The following is a 17,974-nucleotide window of genomic DNA, read 5'->3' as shown; positions in this document are numbered from 1 at the left end:
TTAACTTCATGTTACAACACAAATGACAGCGTTGTCATTTATTTTCTTTCAGCTGAATAAGATTAGCTTTAATTCAGCTGAAAGTACCACAGAGGAAGGAGTTGGGCTAGCTTCACTGATTAGGAAATCATGCAGCCACATGTGTTAACCACCTGTTACCTTACAATCAAGGCGCGCCCTTTTCTCTTACCATTGGCAGCTATGGCCCTAACTTCTACTTGCCCATCGACAGCGACAGGTGAATGATAAACAAGCCATTCTCCACCATTGACTCGATACTCGATGGTTAAACCTGGATAGATAAGGTTCGTTAACAGTTGTCCTTCATGTATATGCGCGCCTACGGTAGGTACTCGGTATTCGATGCCAGCCTTATCCAGTTTGACTAATTCTTTCTGCCCCAGAGTATTGGCTAACACTGCCCACTGACTCGCCTGCTCATTGCGCATCTCTTGGGAAAAGTAACCGCTAGTTTGATTATAGACAGCTCCTTTATATTGATAAGGCACTTCCCAACTCGCCTTGTGCCAGGCTTTCTCAGCCAATATAAGTAATCGTGGAAAGGTCATATATTCGACCACGGCATCGCTTCTGAGTGTTTCACTCCAAATCTGCCCCTGAAGACCGGAAAATGACACTCCCTCCTTCATTGGGCCACTGACTAGCTTGCCTGCTTTATCTCGCTTCTCTGTATCATCGGCTTCGAATGGCTTACCTTGGATATCGGTCCACTGCTCAGCATTAGCGGGTAAGTTATCTGGCATAAAACCATATAACTTACGTTCGTTGGTGTTACGACTCGCCCAGTAATAACCGTGCTCTTTAGGATCCGCCTCGTAGGGAAAATCAAAATACAGCATCTCAGGCATCCCCAATATGGCGTCCCAGCCTAAATTTGCTTGCTGATGTGCGCGGCGAAAACCATTGTGTGAAATAACATCCCACACATTGGTTTGGGAGGTTTTTGGCATGTTCTTTGGACGGGTATGGCTCATTCCATCACTCCAACCTGCAGGCTCTATGCCTTTTTCATGCAAGATATTCGACACACGCTCGACAAAATAGGCACCGAACTCATCACTTGTACTCACGCCTTGCTTATTGTCGGCAAGGAATGCCTTACACATAGGAGAGTCTAACCATGCACCAGCCGTTTCATCGGCACCAATATGATAGACAGATAGAGGCTGACCCGCTTGCTCATGCAATGTAGCAATCTCATCAATTACCTTGTCGACGAAGTGAAAAGTCGACTCCATGCACACGTTAAGGGTGTTATCGTCATAGTATTGAATCGATGAATAGACAGTGGTGTCTTTTGGATCGATTAAGCGATACTCATCGGCCCCTTTTATATCCCCAGTTGCCGCTAACTTACGGTAACGTGCTTCCATCGACTTGATAGCGGCTCTTGAATGTCCCGGCATATCCATTGAGGGGATAACCTGTATCTGTCTGGCCCCCGCATATTTTAAAATCTCGATATAATCGGCTTTAGAGTAATAGCCATTGACCTTAGCATCGGCAAATGGGCCGCTACCTAATTGAGGTAACAGACACCTTGTTTCACTTAAATCATGACATCGCTTACTGCCGATATCAGTCAGTTCAGGTAAACCCTCGATTTCCAGACGCCAACCTTCATCGTCGGCCATATGCAGATGAAGCTTATTCAATTTATAAGCCGCCATCTGATCTAACATATCCAGCACTAACTGCTTACTATGGAAGTTTCTCGACACATCGATATGCATGCCGCGAAAATCATAGCGAGGAGAGTCTTCGACTCTCATGGTATTAACAACCAAGTCGTTACTATCGAGAAGGCTGGTCAGTGAGGATAGACCATAGGAAAACCCTGCATCATCGGCTGCAGAGATGGTGATTTTATTTTTGGTGATATCTAACAGATACGAACCTAGTGTTGACTTGACCTTAAGCGGTAAGAAACTCACGACTAGACCAGACGATGACTCATTGACACCGATACGACTCAAACGGGCTACAGCAGCATCGATGGCGCTACGTTTAACCTCATGAAGCTCGAGCTTTATGCCGCCTTTTAGGGATACAGGTCGATCAGTGGAGCTCACATTAACGTTCAAGGGAGTTGGAATTATCGTGTTGGTAACCAGCTCAGGCTGAAAGTCTATTCCCTGGTTCGCCTGAAAAAGTATTTCAGGTGTCGCCCACTTCACTTTATCTGTATCACTTCGCTTATATTGTGTTTCTTCATCGGTGAAAGACACGGCGTAGGGACGAAGCTCCATGCCGGTTTCACTGTCCAGGGTCACTGCAGTGCTCCTGATAAGAACAGGATCTAATTCTCCTGATACCAGATAATAATTTGGCATAGCATCGGTTTCAGATAGTTGCCATAGCTCACCTTTAAACTCTAGGGTCTTAGTGACGCCCTTCTTGAGTCCTTTAAACTCAGTTGTCGGCGCTATCTTATGTAGATCGCCTTTCACACGAGTAATTGTAAACTCACCTGAACTCACCGACTGCACCGGGCGCATCTGACTGAAGTAGATAGACCAATCTTGGCTATCTAAATCAACAGCAGAGGTCAAATCTATCTGCGCCGTGAAACAACGACCGTCAACACCAGAAGTCGGACAACCTTGCGGGTAGTTAGTCACTAAACGATACTTTATGTCTAATGTCTCCCCGAGCGTGTTTAATTGTGCTTGATCTAGGTTCTTAGCGTTAGCTTGACTCGACTCGGCGGACACTTGGTTATTCGTTTCAGTTTTTACATCGGAGCAAGCACTCGTTGCTAGCACAAGTGTTATTGCGGCAGTGATCAACTTCAATTTCATTCTATCCCTCTACTATGATTCAATGTCTTCTCATCTCAAGATGAAATGAGCCACCTTAGCCGCAATCTTCCCCCCTGATATAACCAGAACTTGCACCTCTATTAAATCGTTAAAATGCTAAGTTTTATCTGAGACTGTGGACTACAAAATTAATAATTATAAGTCAGTACTAAATAGTGTCAGGTCATCATCACTGACGCAAACTTAGACAGACGTAAGGTCCAACGGGCTAGCTATGAAACATGTGAGATTTAAGGTAGGGCTTTGAAGGAAGTCCTGAGTGACCTCAGTTATCTGTTTACAAGATAAGACTGTCTCATCAATTGTAGCGCCTCTCTTGTACACCTTAAACCTGAATCACCTTTCTAGTAGCATGGGCAATAGTGTTTGGATTTGTTTCACTTACAACTTCTAAATCTATTCCATACCGTCAAAATCCACATAAAAAAAAGCTAGGTGATTCATCACATAATTACTGATAAAACACCTAGCCAAGTCTAGTTTCTGGGGAGAGACTATTGAAATTTCAAACACAAATGTAATGAGTTTGACCCTATTACATCTGCCAAAACACGAATTAGGAGACCTCTTCCTATTCATGCAGACCTTACAAGACAACTCATCACACAAGCAGATGACAACGCTGTCATTCACAAACATACACAAGAGCCAACAGAATATCTACATTTTTTTGACATTCATTTAAATCTCTTGCTCAAGTTAGACTGGGCTAGATAACTCGTTCTTATTAATTTTATACAACAGCTTGGCTGGCAACACCAAAATATGACAACGTTGTCAAAAGTTGATAACATTATTTGTATAGGTGCTCCCCCTCTGCGTCACAGGGATCAGGCTCCACACAACAATTTTCGATTCAAGCAGCTAGTTCACTCAAATAAGAATGATAATAATATAATTCGAGGAAAAATAAGATGACAAATATCTCTCCATTAAACTCTACAAAACACCTGGATATTGCTATAAAAGAGTCTAATGATCACAGTCGATTCTCTGAGCAAAGTCTGATCCCTATAGTCGTACAAGAGTTTGCTGTATTAGCGACTGAATTTCCCATCGTATTTGTTAAAAATACAGAAAATGGTCAGTTCACTCCTATTGCCATGATGGGAATTAAGAGCAACTTCAATTTATATTGTCAGTCAAATAACTGGAGCGCAGCCGTCACACCCGTTGGATTCAGTAATGCACCACTGTCTTTAATGCAAACATCAAAAAATAGCGATGAAATCATGGTTTGTATTGATGATGAGAGCGAGCTTGTTTCATCAGAAGGCAATAAGTTATTTGATGCATCAGGAGAGCAAACTGAGTACCTCAAAAAACGCTCCAATGCGCTACTCGATTTAGCCAGCTTTACTCAGCAGACAAGTGGCATAACCAAGTACTTTGCAGACTTGAAACTACTCACGCCTAAACAACTGACAGTTAAACTGAGTGATGAGAGCCTAAACGTTAATATTGATGGAGTGTACATCATTGATGAGAAGGCCTTGAATGAGCTAAAGGATGAGGATTTTCTTACTCTAAAAAATAAAGGATTATTGCCACTCATTTATGCTCACCTAACGTCTTTGAATCAGATTGCTCGATTAATCATTAAGCAAAATGAGTTTGATAACCTGCAGTCATAAGCAAATAAGCTAACTCCCACCTCAATGGAGAGTGAGGTAACAAGGTGAACTCACCAACAAATATGTGATGGTGGGAGGACCAGCAGGCAGGGTGACAACTCGCCTGCTTCACAGCGTAAGCGCTCATAAGATGTTTCAGTCAATCTCGTCGACTAAAGCAAGCTAGATTGATTGCAGTCCATGCTCTTTTATCTTATTGAGTAGTTCTCGATGCTCTGGCAGTTCCTCTGTGAGTTGCTTGCCAATTTCAGCAAGGTGCAAAGACTGCTTATTGGCAAGACTCATCTGTTCATCTGTTAGTGCATCAACTTGAGTTTTATACTTCATCCCATATAGAACATAGAGATAATTCTCCAGATCGAACACCTCAAATTTACTAAAGAAATCCTCTCTATTAGGCACATAAGTCTCCCACAGAGATAGCTTTCTCGCTAACTCATCAGGAATAGTCTTTGGATCCCTGTTATCTATCCAAAACTGAGAATCCGTTCTATCCGATAGGCAGTAATGTAGCTTAATAAACTCCACAACTCTCTCCCATGCATACTTCATAACCTGATTGAATTGAGTTTGAATATCTTCCATTTTCGCTACAGATTTGGGAAAGCGATTAGCGATATAGCCAGCAGCAAAGTCAGTAAGCAAAATAGAAGTTGCCTCCAAAGGCTCTAAGAAGCCCTGGGCTAATCCGAGACAAATACAGTTTTGATGCCAAAACTTCTCTCTGTACCCTACTTTCATAGGCAGAAAGCGATAATTAAAATCAGATAAGCCTCCCCCTAAGTATTTATCTAACTTCTTAATGGCTGTTTTGTCATCCATATATTTAGTCGAGTAGACAAACCCCACTCCCCGTCTATTCGGTAAAGCGATATCCCAGATCCATCCAGCTTGATGAGCCGTGGCTAGAGTGAATGGTGGGATAGATTCATTGACATCAGTAGGTACCTGTACGACCAACGCCCTATCCACCAAAAGCTGCTTTGACTTATCAACAAAAGGCACCTTAAGCGCTTTATCTATAATCAGAGATTCAAACCCAGTGCAATCAATGTAGAGGTCAAATTTAAGCTCACCATGGGTATCGGTAACGAGTGAGCTAACAGCTCCAGAGTCATTGAGTTTAACCTCACTGACATTGGCGATCACATGTTCTACATGAAACTTCTCTCGACCATTTTTTGCCAGTAGTTTTGCAAATTTTGCCGCATTTAAATGATAGGCATACCCAAGTGAACCTGCATACTCAGGGGTTGTGATCTTCTTCGGAGCCTTGAGGGCTTCACAAGCAGTAAACTGAGGTGAAACACAGCTAGCATAATCATGCCCTTGCTTGCTAAGCCACAAAGGAGTTAAATCCTCCCCCATGGGTGATGGCATATCAAACAAGTGATGGAAGAAGTTGCCTTTGCCATGATTATCTTGATCTAGCCAATTAGAAAACTTTATCGACTGCTTAAATGTCACATCACATTGTGCAATAAATTCACTTTCACTTATGCCAAAGCTCTGCAGCGACTTTTTTATTGCTGGAACGGTTCCTTCTCCAACCCCGATTGTCGGAATATCAGGGGACTCAATCAAAGTCACGGACACATTTTCAGTGTTAAACAAAGCTTTACCAAGGTGATTTGCAGCTAGCCAACCTGCAGTTCCACCTCCAACGATAACGACCTTTTTAATATCCATACTAAGCCTTCTACATTAGTTGATTAACGGTAATATCAATACCAAATTCATGACTCAATAAAAAGCCCAGCATGAGCTGGGCTTTCGTCTATTTACAAGAATAATGAGTGATTAGAAGCGTAAAGCTACACCAACCTTGTAACGAGCTTCACCTTCGAAGCTCCATACTGGGTAGTCAGCCTTGAACTCTGGAATAACTTCAGCGTCAAGTGGCGCTACACCAACTTGAATACTGTCTTCTTCAGTCAAGTTAACCGCTTCAAAAGTAATATCCATCCACTCTGTAATACTGTAACCAGCACTTAAGTCTAATGTGCCGTAATCCTGGTGCTGACGGTTACCGTAGAAACCTGGTAATTCACGCATCATGTACTCGCTACGCCAGTTATAGGCTAGACGAGCAGTAAAGCTATCGTTCTCATAGTAACCAACTAAGTTTACTGTGTGCTTAGAAGAGTCCGAGAATACACCCATTTGATCTGGGTAGTTTTCAGAAGGAGAACCAGCATCTGCATAAGTGTAGTTTGCAGCATAACCAAATCCACTATCAAACGAGTCTTGTAGCTGTAATTCAACACCTTCGATACGACCGCCGTTAGCATTATACTTTTCACTAACAGTCCAGCAGTCATAAACGCCGACTCCACAAGAACTGTAACCTTGTTCTCTCAGATCATTATCTTCGATACCAATCTGCTGGTTAAGCTTCTGACGAGTAGAGATAAATGAGCTCACATCCTTGATAAAGTATGTAACTGCTGCAAGACCTTCACCACCAAAATACCACTCTAAACTAACATCTGCTTGAGTCGCTTTAAATGGATCTAAAGATACAGAACCGCGGTTAACTTTCTCGTTACCCGGTGTACCATCATTCAAGCCAGGTAATGTCGATGTCGCGAATAACTCTGAATAGTTAGGACGAGAGATAACTTGAGACGCTGAGGTACGTAAAATGAGATCTGATGCTAAATCAAATGCTACGTTAATGCTTGGTAGTACATCGCTATAACTCGCAGTATCAGTACTCACAGTATCGGCGAACTCACCGGTATCGCTTAGTGCATAGTAATCAGATTCGATATCTGTTGAAACAAAGCGAAGACCAAAGTTACCGCGAATACCTTCCGCTTCAAAATTAGCCATAGCGTAAAGCGCCAAGTTCTGCTCATTGAGCGTGCCATAACCCGACTTATCACGAGTAAAGCCATCGATTGCCGCATTTGCATCTGAGATCATGGCATCAAAATTAGGCTTTGGCAGTGTAAACCCTGCACCTGAAGACATAGTGCCACTGTAGTAATATGAAGCGTCACGAGAAGCTATCTCACCAACATTTGCAACGTCAGTCTGCTGTGTCACATCATGATCCGCATAACGTATACCAGTCTTGAATGCTGTAATTGCACCTAACTCAACTGGGATTGTTACATCAAATTGTGCATAAGTTTCTTCATCTGTGTTTGGCTGCTTCTTAAGTGCCCATCCAGCAGAAGCAAGTTCACCATTAAAGTCACTTGAATCAAATGCTTTGTTTGCAATATCGATAGCAATGATTTCACCAGTCGCATCATAGTGTCCCGCGAAATCACTAGACTGACCGATTGAATTACCATAGTTAGAAGTCAGGCTTGTACCACCTTCAGCTGAAGTATTACCGATACGACCTTCTAGCGTGAAATTCTCAGCTTCATAGTTAAAATCGAAATCATAGGTATCAGATTTCATCTCTGCTTTACGTGCCCAAGTTTGAGCCCAAGCAAAAGCGTCTACACCTGAGTGAGTGATATCGGTACAAACACCAGCAGCATTTGTTTGATTACACGTTGATTCGCCTTGCTGGGTAGGAAACAAGAAGATAGAGGTGTTAGCATTATCAGCTTTCAAATCTAAACTCGTTACCGTTAAACCAAACTCTAAACTATCCGTTGGACGGTATTGAGCTGCAACATTAATGGCGGTACGTTCACGATCTTGCTGGAACGTTGTCGGAACGATTTCGCCCCAACCAAGAAGAGTCTCGATACCATTTCGTTGGTATGCAGTTTGCGAACCAGCAGCAGAGACCAAAACACCAAAGCTTTCACTTTCATTTTTCCAGCTGTAAAGGCCAGATAATGCAGGATCAGTCTCTTCAGAAACCGTACCGTAGTCGCCTTTTGCACTTAAAAACAGTGTATTTGCATCTAGATCAAGCGGTTTACGAGTCTTGACGATAACCGTACCACCGATACCACCTTCGGTAATATCTGCTTGAGACGACTTATAAACTTCAATTCCACTTACCATTTCTGGTGGAAGAAGTGAGTAGTTAAAACTACGGTCAATCGCTTGCTGGTCAAACCAACCCGTTGAAGATACAGAGTGGCCATTTAACAGAGTTCGGGTCAACTGTGAAGAAGCACCACGAATTGAAACTTGCTGCCCCTGACCAAATTGGCGAGAAACACTGACACCAGGAATACGCGCTAATGATTCACCCACATCACCGTCAGGAAATTTACCGATATCTTCAGCTGATACAGCGTCAACAACTGCATTAGAAAATCGCTTTGCATTAACTGAAGCTTTCATTGAGGCTCGCATACCACGTACTTCAATTTTTTCAATATTTTCATCTGCTTCTACTGCGGCGTTGTCAGCATCAGCCGCGACAGCTGACATAGAGACTACAGTGCCGAGCATTAACGCTATATTTGTAGCTAGTACAGTTTTCTTAAAATTAGATGGTCGCATCTCGTTTCCCTTCCATAACTTTATTTTATTTTTTTAATATCCATAACCATTCCCTTATGGAATGACAACGCTGTCATGTCTAGTGCAAACATTACACAATAATTAACAGCGGCGCCACAACAAAATAACCTAAGCAAGCAAATTAGAGTCTATTTGAACATTTTTATTACAGGTGTCGACCAACTACTCACTTGTTAAACCTTTGTTATATGCGGGCTTGCGATGAAAATGTTTCTATTATTAGTTATAAGAAAAATATTTATATGAGGGGAAAAGTACATTTGCTGATTGCTAATTAGTATAAAAGTTCGCACTATAGGCTGTAACAAAATGAAATAAAGTTCTTTGTAAACCTGAATACAAAAGACGTACACTCATCTTTACAAGCATTAGAGCTTACCTATAACACACTGATAAAACGAGTGTTTAGCTGTATGAAAGTCACAATAAATGACGTAGCAAAATACGCTGGAGTTTCGATTAAAACCGTTTCTCGAGTCACCAATAACGAGCCATCAGTAAAGCAATCCACTATAGATAAAGTCAATGAAGCCATTGCAGAGTTGGATTATCAACCAAATTTAGCGGCGAGAAACTTAGCAGGCGCTAAGTCTTATGTTATAGGTTTTATCTATGATAACCCCAATGCTTATTATGTTATTGATATGCAAAACGGCATCTTATCTTCATGCAAAGATCTTGGATATGAGCTGCTAATACATCCCTGCAATGCTAAAGCTGATAACATTTGTGATGAGTTAACCACTCTAGTGAAGCATGCAAGGCTTGCAGGCTTAGTCTTGACTCCTCCACTCTCAGAAGACCCTAAAATTCTCCAAGCTTTAGATAATATTGACGCCAACTATGTGCGAATTATAGCTGGAGAGAAGGTTGATAATGACACTGGGTTAGCAGTACTGGTTAACGATAAACATGGCGCAATTTCCATTACCCAGCACTTGATTGACTTAGGTCACAAGAACATTGCCTTTTTAAGTGGTGATCAACACCATGAGTCAACGAAAGCACGCTTATCCGGTTATACCCAAGCCCTTCGGGATAATAATCTAAAGGTCGATGAACACAACATTGTTGCAGGTGAATACTCTTTCGAATCGGGTGTAACGGGTGCAAAAACGCTGCTAAAAAGAGCAAATAGACCGACTGCTATCGTAGCTTGTAACGATGAAATAGCGGCTGGTGCACTTTTTGCTGCCAGGCTAGAAGGTATTGATATTCCCAATGATATTTCAATCGTCGGATTTGAGGATAGTCCATTTTCAAGGCAGACATGGCCAAAACTAACGACGGTTCACCAGCCAAATCAAAAAATTGCTCAGATGGCCACTGAGTTATTGATTGCTAAGAGACGCGAACCTAAATCAGCACAAGCTAAGATATTTATTCCTGAGCCGATAATAAGAGATTCGTCTGCCAAAGTATCTTAACGCTTTATTGTTATATGATTAAAATACAAAAGCGGCGCTGAATTTATTCAGCGCCGCTTTTGTAAAAATGAGATAGCTTGAGTTTATTTACACAGCTTCTTCGTTTTCTTCACCCGTACGGATCCGTATAACCCGCTCAATTTCAGTGACAAAAATCTTTCCATCGCCAATTTTACCCGTACGCGCAGTATCAACAATCACCTCGATCGCTTGATCTAGCAGCTCATCTTGTATCACGAGTTCAATTTTTACTTTAGGTAAAAAGTCCACCATGTACTCAGCACCACGATAAAGTTCAGTATGGCCTTTTTGTCGACCAAAGCCTTTGACTTCGAGAACGGTCATGCCGGTAATGCCTATCTCAGCGAGAGACTCACGAACATCATCCAACTTAAATGGCTTAATTATAGCCTCGACCTTTTTCATCAAACGCTCCTTTATAGGGTAAAATATTATAAATAGTTATTCTTTAATCTTATCACGAGCGTTAAGCCCACTACAGTTAATATATCAATCCTTTCAGAAATGCAATGTTCTTAGAACTGAACATTATTAAGATTGTAAATAAAATAGGGAGTCTGTCACTATACTTATTTTAGAAAATACGTTTAGTCAATGTCAGTGATGCAGGACGCAACACTCAGACCCTCCAGCTAAAATCATATATTCAAAGGATTGAATATGGAAACAAACAAAGGCTTCACCTTAGTCGAACTTATGACGACATTAGTCATTTCAACCACTTTAATCAGTATCGCAGTGCCTAATTTCAACTCACTATATGACCATTATAGAGCAGACTCAGCCATTAGAATAATACAGCAAACTCTGCAATTCGCTCGTAATAGTGCAATAAGCTACGGCACAAGAGTTACAGCCTGTCCAGTTTTTGGTAATCAATGCACTAGCAACTGGAAGCTTGGCATAACTGTATTTATTGACTCAGGAGAATCAAATGTCATTGATGCTAATGATGAGGTTTTGATAAAAACAAGCCCCTTTCACCAGAAAGACTTTATCTCCTATAACCGTAGAGCGGTGAGATTTCAAGCTGATGGTTTAGCTTCTGGGACAAACGGTACTATCAAATATTGTCCGTCTTCAGTTAAAAACCAATACTCTAGAGCTGTAATAGTAAATCAATCAGGACGAGTGAGGTTTTCAAAAGGTAAAGTTATTGAATGTATTTAAAGCAATAGCTTCATGTATCAATCCATTTGGACCTAAATGTCAAAATAGTCTTTAAAGCCAATATATTGGCTCAAAAAAATACTTTAAATCTGCTGAAAACACCTCCGTTCTCGCTTATACTTACTTAAGTATTTAAGCTCAGGATAACGTCATGCGGCCAAAAATAAATGGTTTTACTCTAGTTGAACTAATGGTGACGTTAGTTATTGCTATGCTCTTAATCGGTGTGGGCGCCCCCTCGCTAAAGTCGTTGTATGAAGGCTATCGCGCCGACAGTGAGATCCGCAAAGTTAGCCAATCCTTGCAATTTGCCCGTAGTCACGCAGTAAGTTACGGCTCAAGGGTCACTATGTGCCCGATAGTTTCAGGTAGCTGTAATTCAGATTGGAGTAAGGGCTATAAAATTTTTCTTGATAACGGGACTGCAAATCAGATTGATGGCAATGATGAAATACTCACTGTGGTCGGCGCATTTAACTCTAGTGATTTTGTCACTTATGACAATAGCTCAATTAGCTATAGCCCAGACGGATTACTGACAGGTGCATTTACCTCTGGACAATTTGTCTATTGCCCAGCAAATAAAAGCAGTGATGAATCCTTAGGGATCGATCTTAGCCCATCCGGTAAATCGAAATACAGCACGACTAGCGTTAATTGCATGTAGACAAAATTAAATCAGAATATAGCATTTTAAATATCAAAATGACGATTAAGCTTCTTGCTAGCTACCCTAATCTTAACATTCCTATCTTTGAGGTTATCTTGCAGTTTCTTCATCAAGCTTTTGCGCATGACCTATAGAAAACATCTCATTGAGTTCTACACACTCCTCCACATCTTTAATATAGATCTTTGAACCTGGAACTTTTTGCGCGGGAAGTTTAGCTACATTTATTTGAAAATTATTAACTTCCCATCTATAAAAAGCTATTTCATATCCTTTAGTAGTTTTCAAATAACATTTATATTCCATCTTTTCAGTCTTAATATTTTCCGAATATGCCAGCGGTGAACTCATTACTAACCCTAAGAATAAAGAAGAAAAGAAGGCTTCCTTTAAGTACAATTTATTCATTCCCAACACTCCGCAGGAGACTTCTCTCCAATATCGTTAATCTGAATAGTGATACAAGCACTATCCCTGCTGGCCTGCTTACCTAGAGCGGTAGCAACTACTATAAAGCTGGTCGTACCCGTTGAGTCGACACTATATAAGCCGGTATCGGTAACAAAGGGGTCGGCACCTAGGTTAAGATCATTCATATCTGTAGCATATTGCCTGTTATCCAAATAAAACTGCTCCTGAAGATTTGCTACCCTCATGACTGCCGATATTCCGTCAGCTCTTCCGCCCTTAGCAACATATTCAGTATAACTTGGGTATATCACTGCAGCTAAAATCCCCATTATTGAGACAGCTATCATTAGTTCGATTAAGCTAAAACCATTATTTTTTTTCATCAAAATTCCAACCATGACATATCTTAATTATTCATTTATATGGTAGTAAATACGATTAACACCTAAACCACCACCCACACACTTCTCATCTCCGGGAGGACAACCATCACCTCCTCCACCGCCAGCCTTTTCCATATCCTCCCCCGCAGAGCCGATACCAATTAGATACATATATGAATCGCCCTCTCCATTAGGAGGAATAACGAGTTGAGGCGTATCAGGCACCCTTTCTCCCATCTCAATATATTCATGAGTATACGAACGTGTACCCTTATGTAGATCAAAACCATACAAGCGACCTACGCCAGAGACTAAACATTGAGTACTCGAGGTTGTATCTCCTGGCACATAAGAAGTGAAGAAAACTCGCCCCTCAATGATTGAAGCACCAGCTAAACTTTTCTCTCCGAATCCGCCAAAAGCATAATACCAGCCCCGTTTTAAACCAAAGTTTAAATTATCAGCATCGGAAGATGGGGCGGCAGATGTCACATTATAAAGATTTGACAAAGTTAGAGGAGCTGGAACTTCATTGCCTGGAGCACCATTAAATGAGCGAGGTATAACATTTCTATCTTGTAACATGTAAAACATATCGGAACGAGCAGTGTCAGTAGGGTGAGGCCTGTGCCCGGTTCCAACCACTACTGCGTCGTAGGCCACATTTTGATATGTTTTGGTATTGGTCGTCTCCCCATTTATCGTCACATCAACTTCTGACAGGTTTGTAAAAACAGTTTGCGCAACGGCAGCCTCAGCAAAGAAACGCCTATCTGTCGCCAATGTTCCACCACCTAAATCGGCAAACTTAAATGCTGTCCATGGTTTAGTAGCGCTTTTAGGGCTAGCACTAGGAAGATCCACACGCCAAACATTTCCACCGGTATCTGTGGCATAAATTCTGTCAGTTAAACGGTCTCCATTTGCATCTAGTATTGCAACAGTGTTAGGAATACTGTCTGTAATACTTGGCATTTGCGTCGCATTTGTTCCCGATGAGGGTCCAAATGCATGGATCAAGGTTCCTGTTTTCGCATCCACAATAAAGACACCACGCCCTTGCGCATCTGGCGAGCCGACAGCTGCCGGATCTTTTGTTGAAGGTGAATATCCTGCACCAAAAATAAGTACAGGTGAAGCATTAGCCGGATCTGTGTTGCCTGCGGGCCAACCAGGTATAAGTGTGACTATAGGCTCAGACCATGTCTGGCCAAGTTCACTCATCCCAGGGCTATCAGAATCAATTTTCCACATATAACTAGGCGAATCAGGTTTTGTAATATCAATAGCATAATAAGACTTACCGCCACGGCGCATACCAGCAAACACCCATGCTTGTTCAACCCCGCCAGCCCCAGTCTTAACATATGCAACAGGTGGGCTATCCATACCATAAACCGAGTGAACTCCGGTTGGGACATTAGCCCTTAATTCGACTAAGTTAGGCAAAAGTTCGTAGGGCATAAATGCCCAAGACTCGGCAACATCACTACCAGAGTCTTCAAACATGTGTAAAAACCCATGATTAGTGCCAACTAATATACGAATATCAGGAGAAGAAGAGCTACCAAAATTAATCGCTAAGGGCTTTGAATGTAAGGGATCGCCCAGTACATCGTCTCTTATATCGCTGGTGTTATTATCGTTATCATCATCATCGACATCTTTGCCTTTAGCCCAATCGAAAATCTTACTTAGCTCATCGGTGTTCACTCCCATATATGCTGCTAAAGCACTATTCCCACCTGCGGCACTAGAAGCATTACTTTTATTGAAGGTTTTAAGAGAACCACCAGCACCATAATTTCCATACAAGGTTCTTGTTGATGTGCTTCTTAACTTATGGGCAGCTCCGCCTACACGAACATCATTACCATCTCCACCGCCACTTGTACCTGAACACACTGAATTGGGGGTCCAATAAGAGCAAGCAGATGTCTTTAAGTTACCATCGCTTCCGATTGCTAAGTTGCCATTCTTATCAACTATATCACCGCCACCGGTCACTCTGAACTTCTTAAGGTTACCCATCCAACGAGGTCCTTTATTTGGCAAGAACATGGCGTAGTAAACTGAGTCAAACGTCTGAGTTCTATCAAAATTATTACTAGCAATCGAGGGAGAGGTGAAGCTGGCATTCACTTCAAGTATTTGAGAGAAAACTTGTGATAGTGCCGCCTGAAGCTGAGTAGCATCTTTCGCAGCAAAGTATTTACCTCCACCTAAGTCAGCTGTTTTCTTCAATATAGGAGCCGCATCATCGGCACCATCACTAAAGCCAATAGTAAAGGTTGATACAAACTGGTCGCCTTCAAGTGTTGGGTTGACATCTTTGCGATTTAATATGCTAGCAAGAGCAGGCAGGTAGCTACCGTCTTCTTTGTCTGCAGAGCGGTAACCAGACATATTTTTAACAAGGTTGTTCGCTGCTGTATCACGAGTAGGTGAACCATCAGTAATATACACGACATAAGAACGATTAGAACACTGTGTCTCACTAAAAGGGGATATATAATAGCCTGAATTTTCAACACTTCTATCTCGTTCAGGGTCTAAACTACCAGCCTCTTTGGCAAATTTAACTTTACCACCGGAAAAATAGCGATAAGCCTCATATAAGGTTTCACAAAGCGGTGTCCAAGTATCAGCATCCAAATTATTGATTGTTTCTACTAATGTTTTTTTACTTGCCGCATTTCGTCTCTGTATGCCCGAAATGATCCGACCACCATCGCTAGTTCTACCTGTATTGTAATTGAATACCGATAAGCCAAAGTCAACACTTGGTGTTGTAACCACAGTGTCTTCCATCACTCGTTTGGCAATTTCCATCCGAGTAGTCCATCTTTTACTCTTGGTACTGCTATACCAATCAATATAGTTTTTTGTATAAAAAGTAACAGATTTTCCGATACCAAATTTGGTTAATAATGCTTTGTCTAGGGCTGCGGTTTTAGCCGCTGACGATGAACTGCTAGTGACATCGGTATAAGCTTCTGGCGAAGACTTTGAACCTAGGCTATCAACAGGAAGACCATCAGTAATGCCTGAAGCATTACTGAACTCTACAGCGGAAGTATCTTCAAAATCTTCAAAGCAATCAACATGAGTGACTGTGCTTCCAAGCTCATCTGGTAGTTCTGTCCAAGTGCCATTTTCACCAGTAAAGCTATACTCTCTAATAAATCCGGTGAAAAAACCGTAAGACTCTAAGTAAGTTTTGGATGTTTTACAGCCATTTACACTTTGAAGGATAAAGTTATTGCTCGCAGCTTCAGGAACACCGACTCCCCCTTTGCTGTAATAAAGTTTAGTCGAGTCACTGACAGTTTCTCCACGAGGGTAGAAGGTTTCAGAATACTCACTGGTATCCATACTGCCTGAATTATCAAAAATAATAAGAACTTGAGGCCTAGCACCAGATCGTGCTGAAGATTCAAATACATAGAGTTCAGTATCATCAGAGTAAGTCTGGCCTGATATCATACTTAGAGCAGCTATCCCTGCACATAGAAAACGTTTTATCCACATAACTAACTCCCAGTTAATACTTCTTGCTCTATGCCAGTGACCACTGTCAGTTGACCTAAGTTCTTTTTACCAAATGCAGCTGAACTCGATATCTCTACTCGTCTACAACTGATTAAATTTGCGGAGCTAGCCTTTGTGCTTCTTTGACAATTTACATCTCCAGCAGCAAGTGGATTTAGTGTATTAGTCACACCTAGAGCCGCGTCAACAACAACCATGGTACCTGCAATGTTTGCCATAGTAGCTCCTTGGTTATTCGCAACCACTCGATCTTGTGCACCTTGTGCAGCAGACATAGCCTCAACTCTTTCAGAGCCCGCTCCAGCCATTTTCATCGACTGGCTTGAGTTAACGGCTAACGCGACGCCTATAACTGTCATAATAATCAGTATAATCAAGGAGAAAAACAGCACCATACCTTCTTGTTTCTTCATCGCTATCTCCTAATTTCTGATCAACACAGGATTCTCAAGCACCACAGTGGTAGAAACCACTTTACGTCTAAAGTGATCACCAGTCGCTGCTATGGTTTTATCACCAAGCAGATAACTGGCATCATTGGTAAAGTTCCTATCTTCATCTACGGAGCGAACTAATAAATAAATTCTTAACGCGACTAATCGTTGAAACAGCTCGTTATCCCACATTAGATTAGTGACATTCTGCACAGGCATAAAACTATCAGCAGTATCGTCGCCATCATTATCAAATCCATAAAGCACTCGCATATTTTCAATACCTTCAACAAGTTGCTCATAACTTCCAGAAGTATTCATTCCACCATTTCTTAAGACTCGACGACGTAGAACAGGAACCCCGCTATCTTCTTGAATGTAATAGATATGATGCTGATACTCCCAGAACCTGCCATTATCCATTGCAGGCGTAGCCTGGTTGCCACTAAATATCACAGCTTCATTCGCCGTTGTTCCTATGTAATAACGATTATTATCATTAGGTGCGACGACAGAAGGCCCAACTAATCGCTTTATCTGTAGAACATCTGTCGATGTAGAAACGCCAGTGAGGCAAGCGAAAGACTCGGCAGAGACACCTTGCTCATATCCCCAAAGGCGACGAAAATGTGATGGATTATTATTAGGTAAACTGGCGTTATTAGCCCCTCCGCCAACACAATCACTACCCGCCGGTATATCCAGCGCATTAATTTGAGTATTAGTACCAATAATAAAGTCGGTACCCGTCATGTCAGCCATAAAACCCAATTGACTAACGTCTCGCTCAATTAGTGCTAGCGCTACCCGGCCATTTTCCTGTAATTGATTGAACTGACTCGTGGTAATCACATTCGTTGCAGACATATTAAACATTGAGAATAGCCCAGCACTTAAAAACAACGAGATAATCATGGCAACCATTAACTCGACTAACGAAAATCCTTGCTGTGCAAAACATTTTTTATTCATAAAGTTAACCA

At 41.7% G+C, this 17,974-nt stretch carries 13 protein-coding genes; 4 read left to right on the top strand and 9 right to left on the bottom strand.

The annotated features are described in order from the left end of the window. Window positions 1-155: 155 nt before the first annotated feature. A complete protein-coding gene (locus FM038_RS06215) occupies window positions 156-2,822 on the bottom strand; it encodes a family 20 glycosylhydrolase (protein WP_142872455.1) in 2,667 nt (888 codons plus the stop codon). A gap of 935 nt (window positions 2,823-3,757) precedes the next feature. Here FM038_RS06215 and FM038_RS06210 point away from each other — a divergent pair. Continuing rightward, window positions 3,758-4,477: a SapC family protein gene (locus FM038_RS06210; protein WP_142872454.1), complete on the top strand. Its 720-nt coding sequence runs from the start codon at window positions 3,758-3,760 to the stop codon at window positions 4,475-4,477. Between the two features lie 162 nt (window positions 4,478-4,639). Here FM038_RS06210 and FM038_RS06205 read toward each other — a convergent pair whose 3' ends face one another. Both FM038_RS06205 and FM038_RS06200 read right to left on the bottom strand, forming a co-directional pair. Then, a complete protein-coding gene (locus FM038_RS06205) occupies window positions 4,640-6,166 on the bottom strand; it encodes a tryptophan halogenase family protein (protein ID WP_142872453.1) in 1,527 nt (508 codons plus the stop codon). A gap of 111 nt (window positions 6,167-6,277) precedes the next feature. After that, on the bottom strand, window positions 6,278-8,902 hold the full coding sequence (locus FM038_RS06200) for a TonB-dependent receptor (protein ID WP_142872452.1): 2,625 nt from the start codon (window positions 8,900-8,902) through the stop codon (window positions 6,278-6,280). 434 nt (window positions 8,903-9,336) lie between these two features. On the opposite strand from FM038_RS06200, the gene FM038_RS06195 reads away from it, so the two are divergent. Further along, window positions 9,337-10,350: a LacI family DNA-binding transcriptional regulator gene (locus FM038_RS06195; RefSeq protein WP_142872451.1), complete on the top strand. Its 1,014-nt coding sequence runs from the start codon at window positions 9,337-9,339 to the stop codon at window positions 10,348-10,350. Window positions 10,351-10,437: 87 nt separating this feature from the next. Here the strand turns inward: FM038_RS06195 and FM038_RS06190 are convergent, their stop codons facing one another. After that, a complete protein-coding gene (locus FM038_RS06190; RefSeq protein ID WP_142872450.1) occupies window positions 10,438-10,776 on the bottom strand; it encodes a P-II family nitrogen regulator in 339 nt (112 codons plus the stop codon). 255 nt (window positions 10,777-11,031) lie between these two features. On the opposite strand from FM038_RS06190, the gene FM038_RS06185 reads away from it, so the two are divergent. Both FM038_RS06185 and FM038_RS06180 read left to right on the top strand, forming a co-directional pair. Further along, window positions 11,032-11,541 carry a GspH/FimT family pseudopilin gene (locus FM038_RS06185; protein ID WP_142872449.1) on the top strand — a complete coding sequence of 170 codons (510 nt, stop codon included), beginning with the start codon at window positions 11,032-11,034 and terminating at the stop codon, window positions 11,539-11,541. Between the two features lie 151 nt (window positions 11,542-11,692). Continuing rightward, window positions 11,693-12,208 (top strand): GspH/FimT family pseudopilin, encoded by a 516-nt coding sequence (locus FM038_RS06180; RefSeq protein ID WP_142872448.1) that lies wholly within the window; start codon window positions 11,693-11,695, stop codon window positions 12,206-12,208. Window positions 12,209-12,301: 93 nt separating this feature from the next. Here FM038_RS06180 and FM038_RS06175 read toward each other — a convergent pair whose 3' ends face one another. From FM038_RS06175 to FM038_RS06155, 5 genes are read right to left on the bottom strand one after another with little or no spacing between them, the layout of a single operon-like run. Then, window positions 12,302-12,619, bottom strand: coding sequence for a TapY2 family type IVa secretion system protein (locus tag FM038_RS06175; RefSeq protein WP_195873216.1), 318 nt, complete (start codon window positions 12,617-12,619; stop codon window positions 12,302-12,304). After that, window positions 12,616-13,005, bottom strand: a complete 390-nt coding sequence (locus FM038_RS06170; protein WP_142872447.1) for a type IV pilin protein — start codon at window positions 13,003-13,005, stop codon at window positions 12,616-12,618. The genes FM038_RS06175 and FM038_RS06170 overlap by 4 nt, the downstream gene beginning before the upstream one ends. A gap of 27 nt (window positions 13,006-13,032) precedes the next feature. After that, entirely contained in the window at window positions 13,033-16,536 is a 3,504-nt protein-coding gene (locus FM038_RS06165; RefSeq protein WP_142872446.1) for a pilus assembly protein, read from the bottom strand. 2 nt (window positions 16,537-16,538) lie between these two features. After that, window positions 16,539-16,970, bottom strand: coding sequence for a pilus assembly PilX family protein (locus FM038_RS06160; RefSeq protein WP_142872445.1), 432 nt, complete (start codon window positions 16,968-16,970; stop codon window positions 16,539-16,541). 9 nt (window positions 16,971-16,979) lie between these two features. Beyond that, window positions 16,980-17,963: a PilW family protein gene (locus FM038_RS06155; protein ID WP_142872444.1), complete on the bottom strand. Its 984-nt coding sequence runs from the start codon at window positions 17,961-17,963 to the stop codon at window positions 16,980-16,982. Window positions 17,964-17,974: the final 11 nt, after the last annotated feature.

It is taken from the genome of Shewanella eurypsychrophilus (assembly GCF_007004545.3).
GTDB lineage: Bacteria > Pseudomonadota > Gammaproteobacteria > Enterobacterales > Shewanellaceae > Shewanella > Shewanella eurypsychrophilus.
The sequence above is the reverse complement of the archived record's forward strand: the minus strand, read 5'-3'. Positions and strand labels throughout refer to the sequence as shown.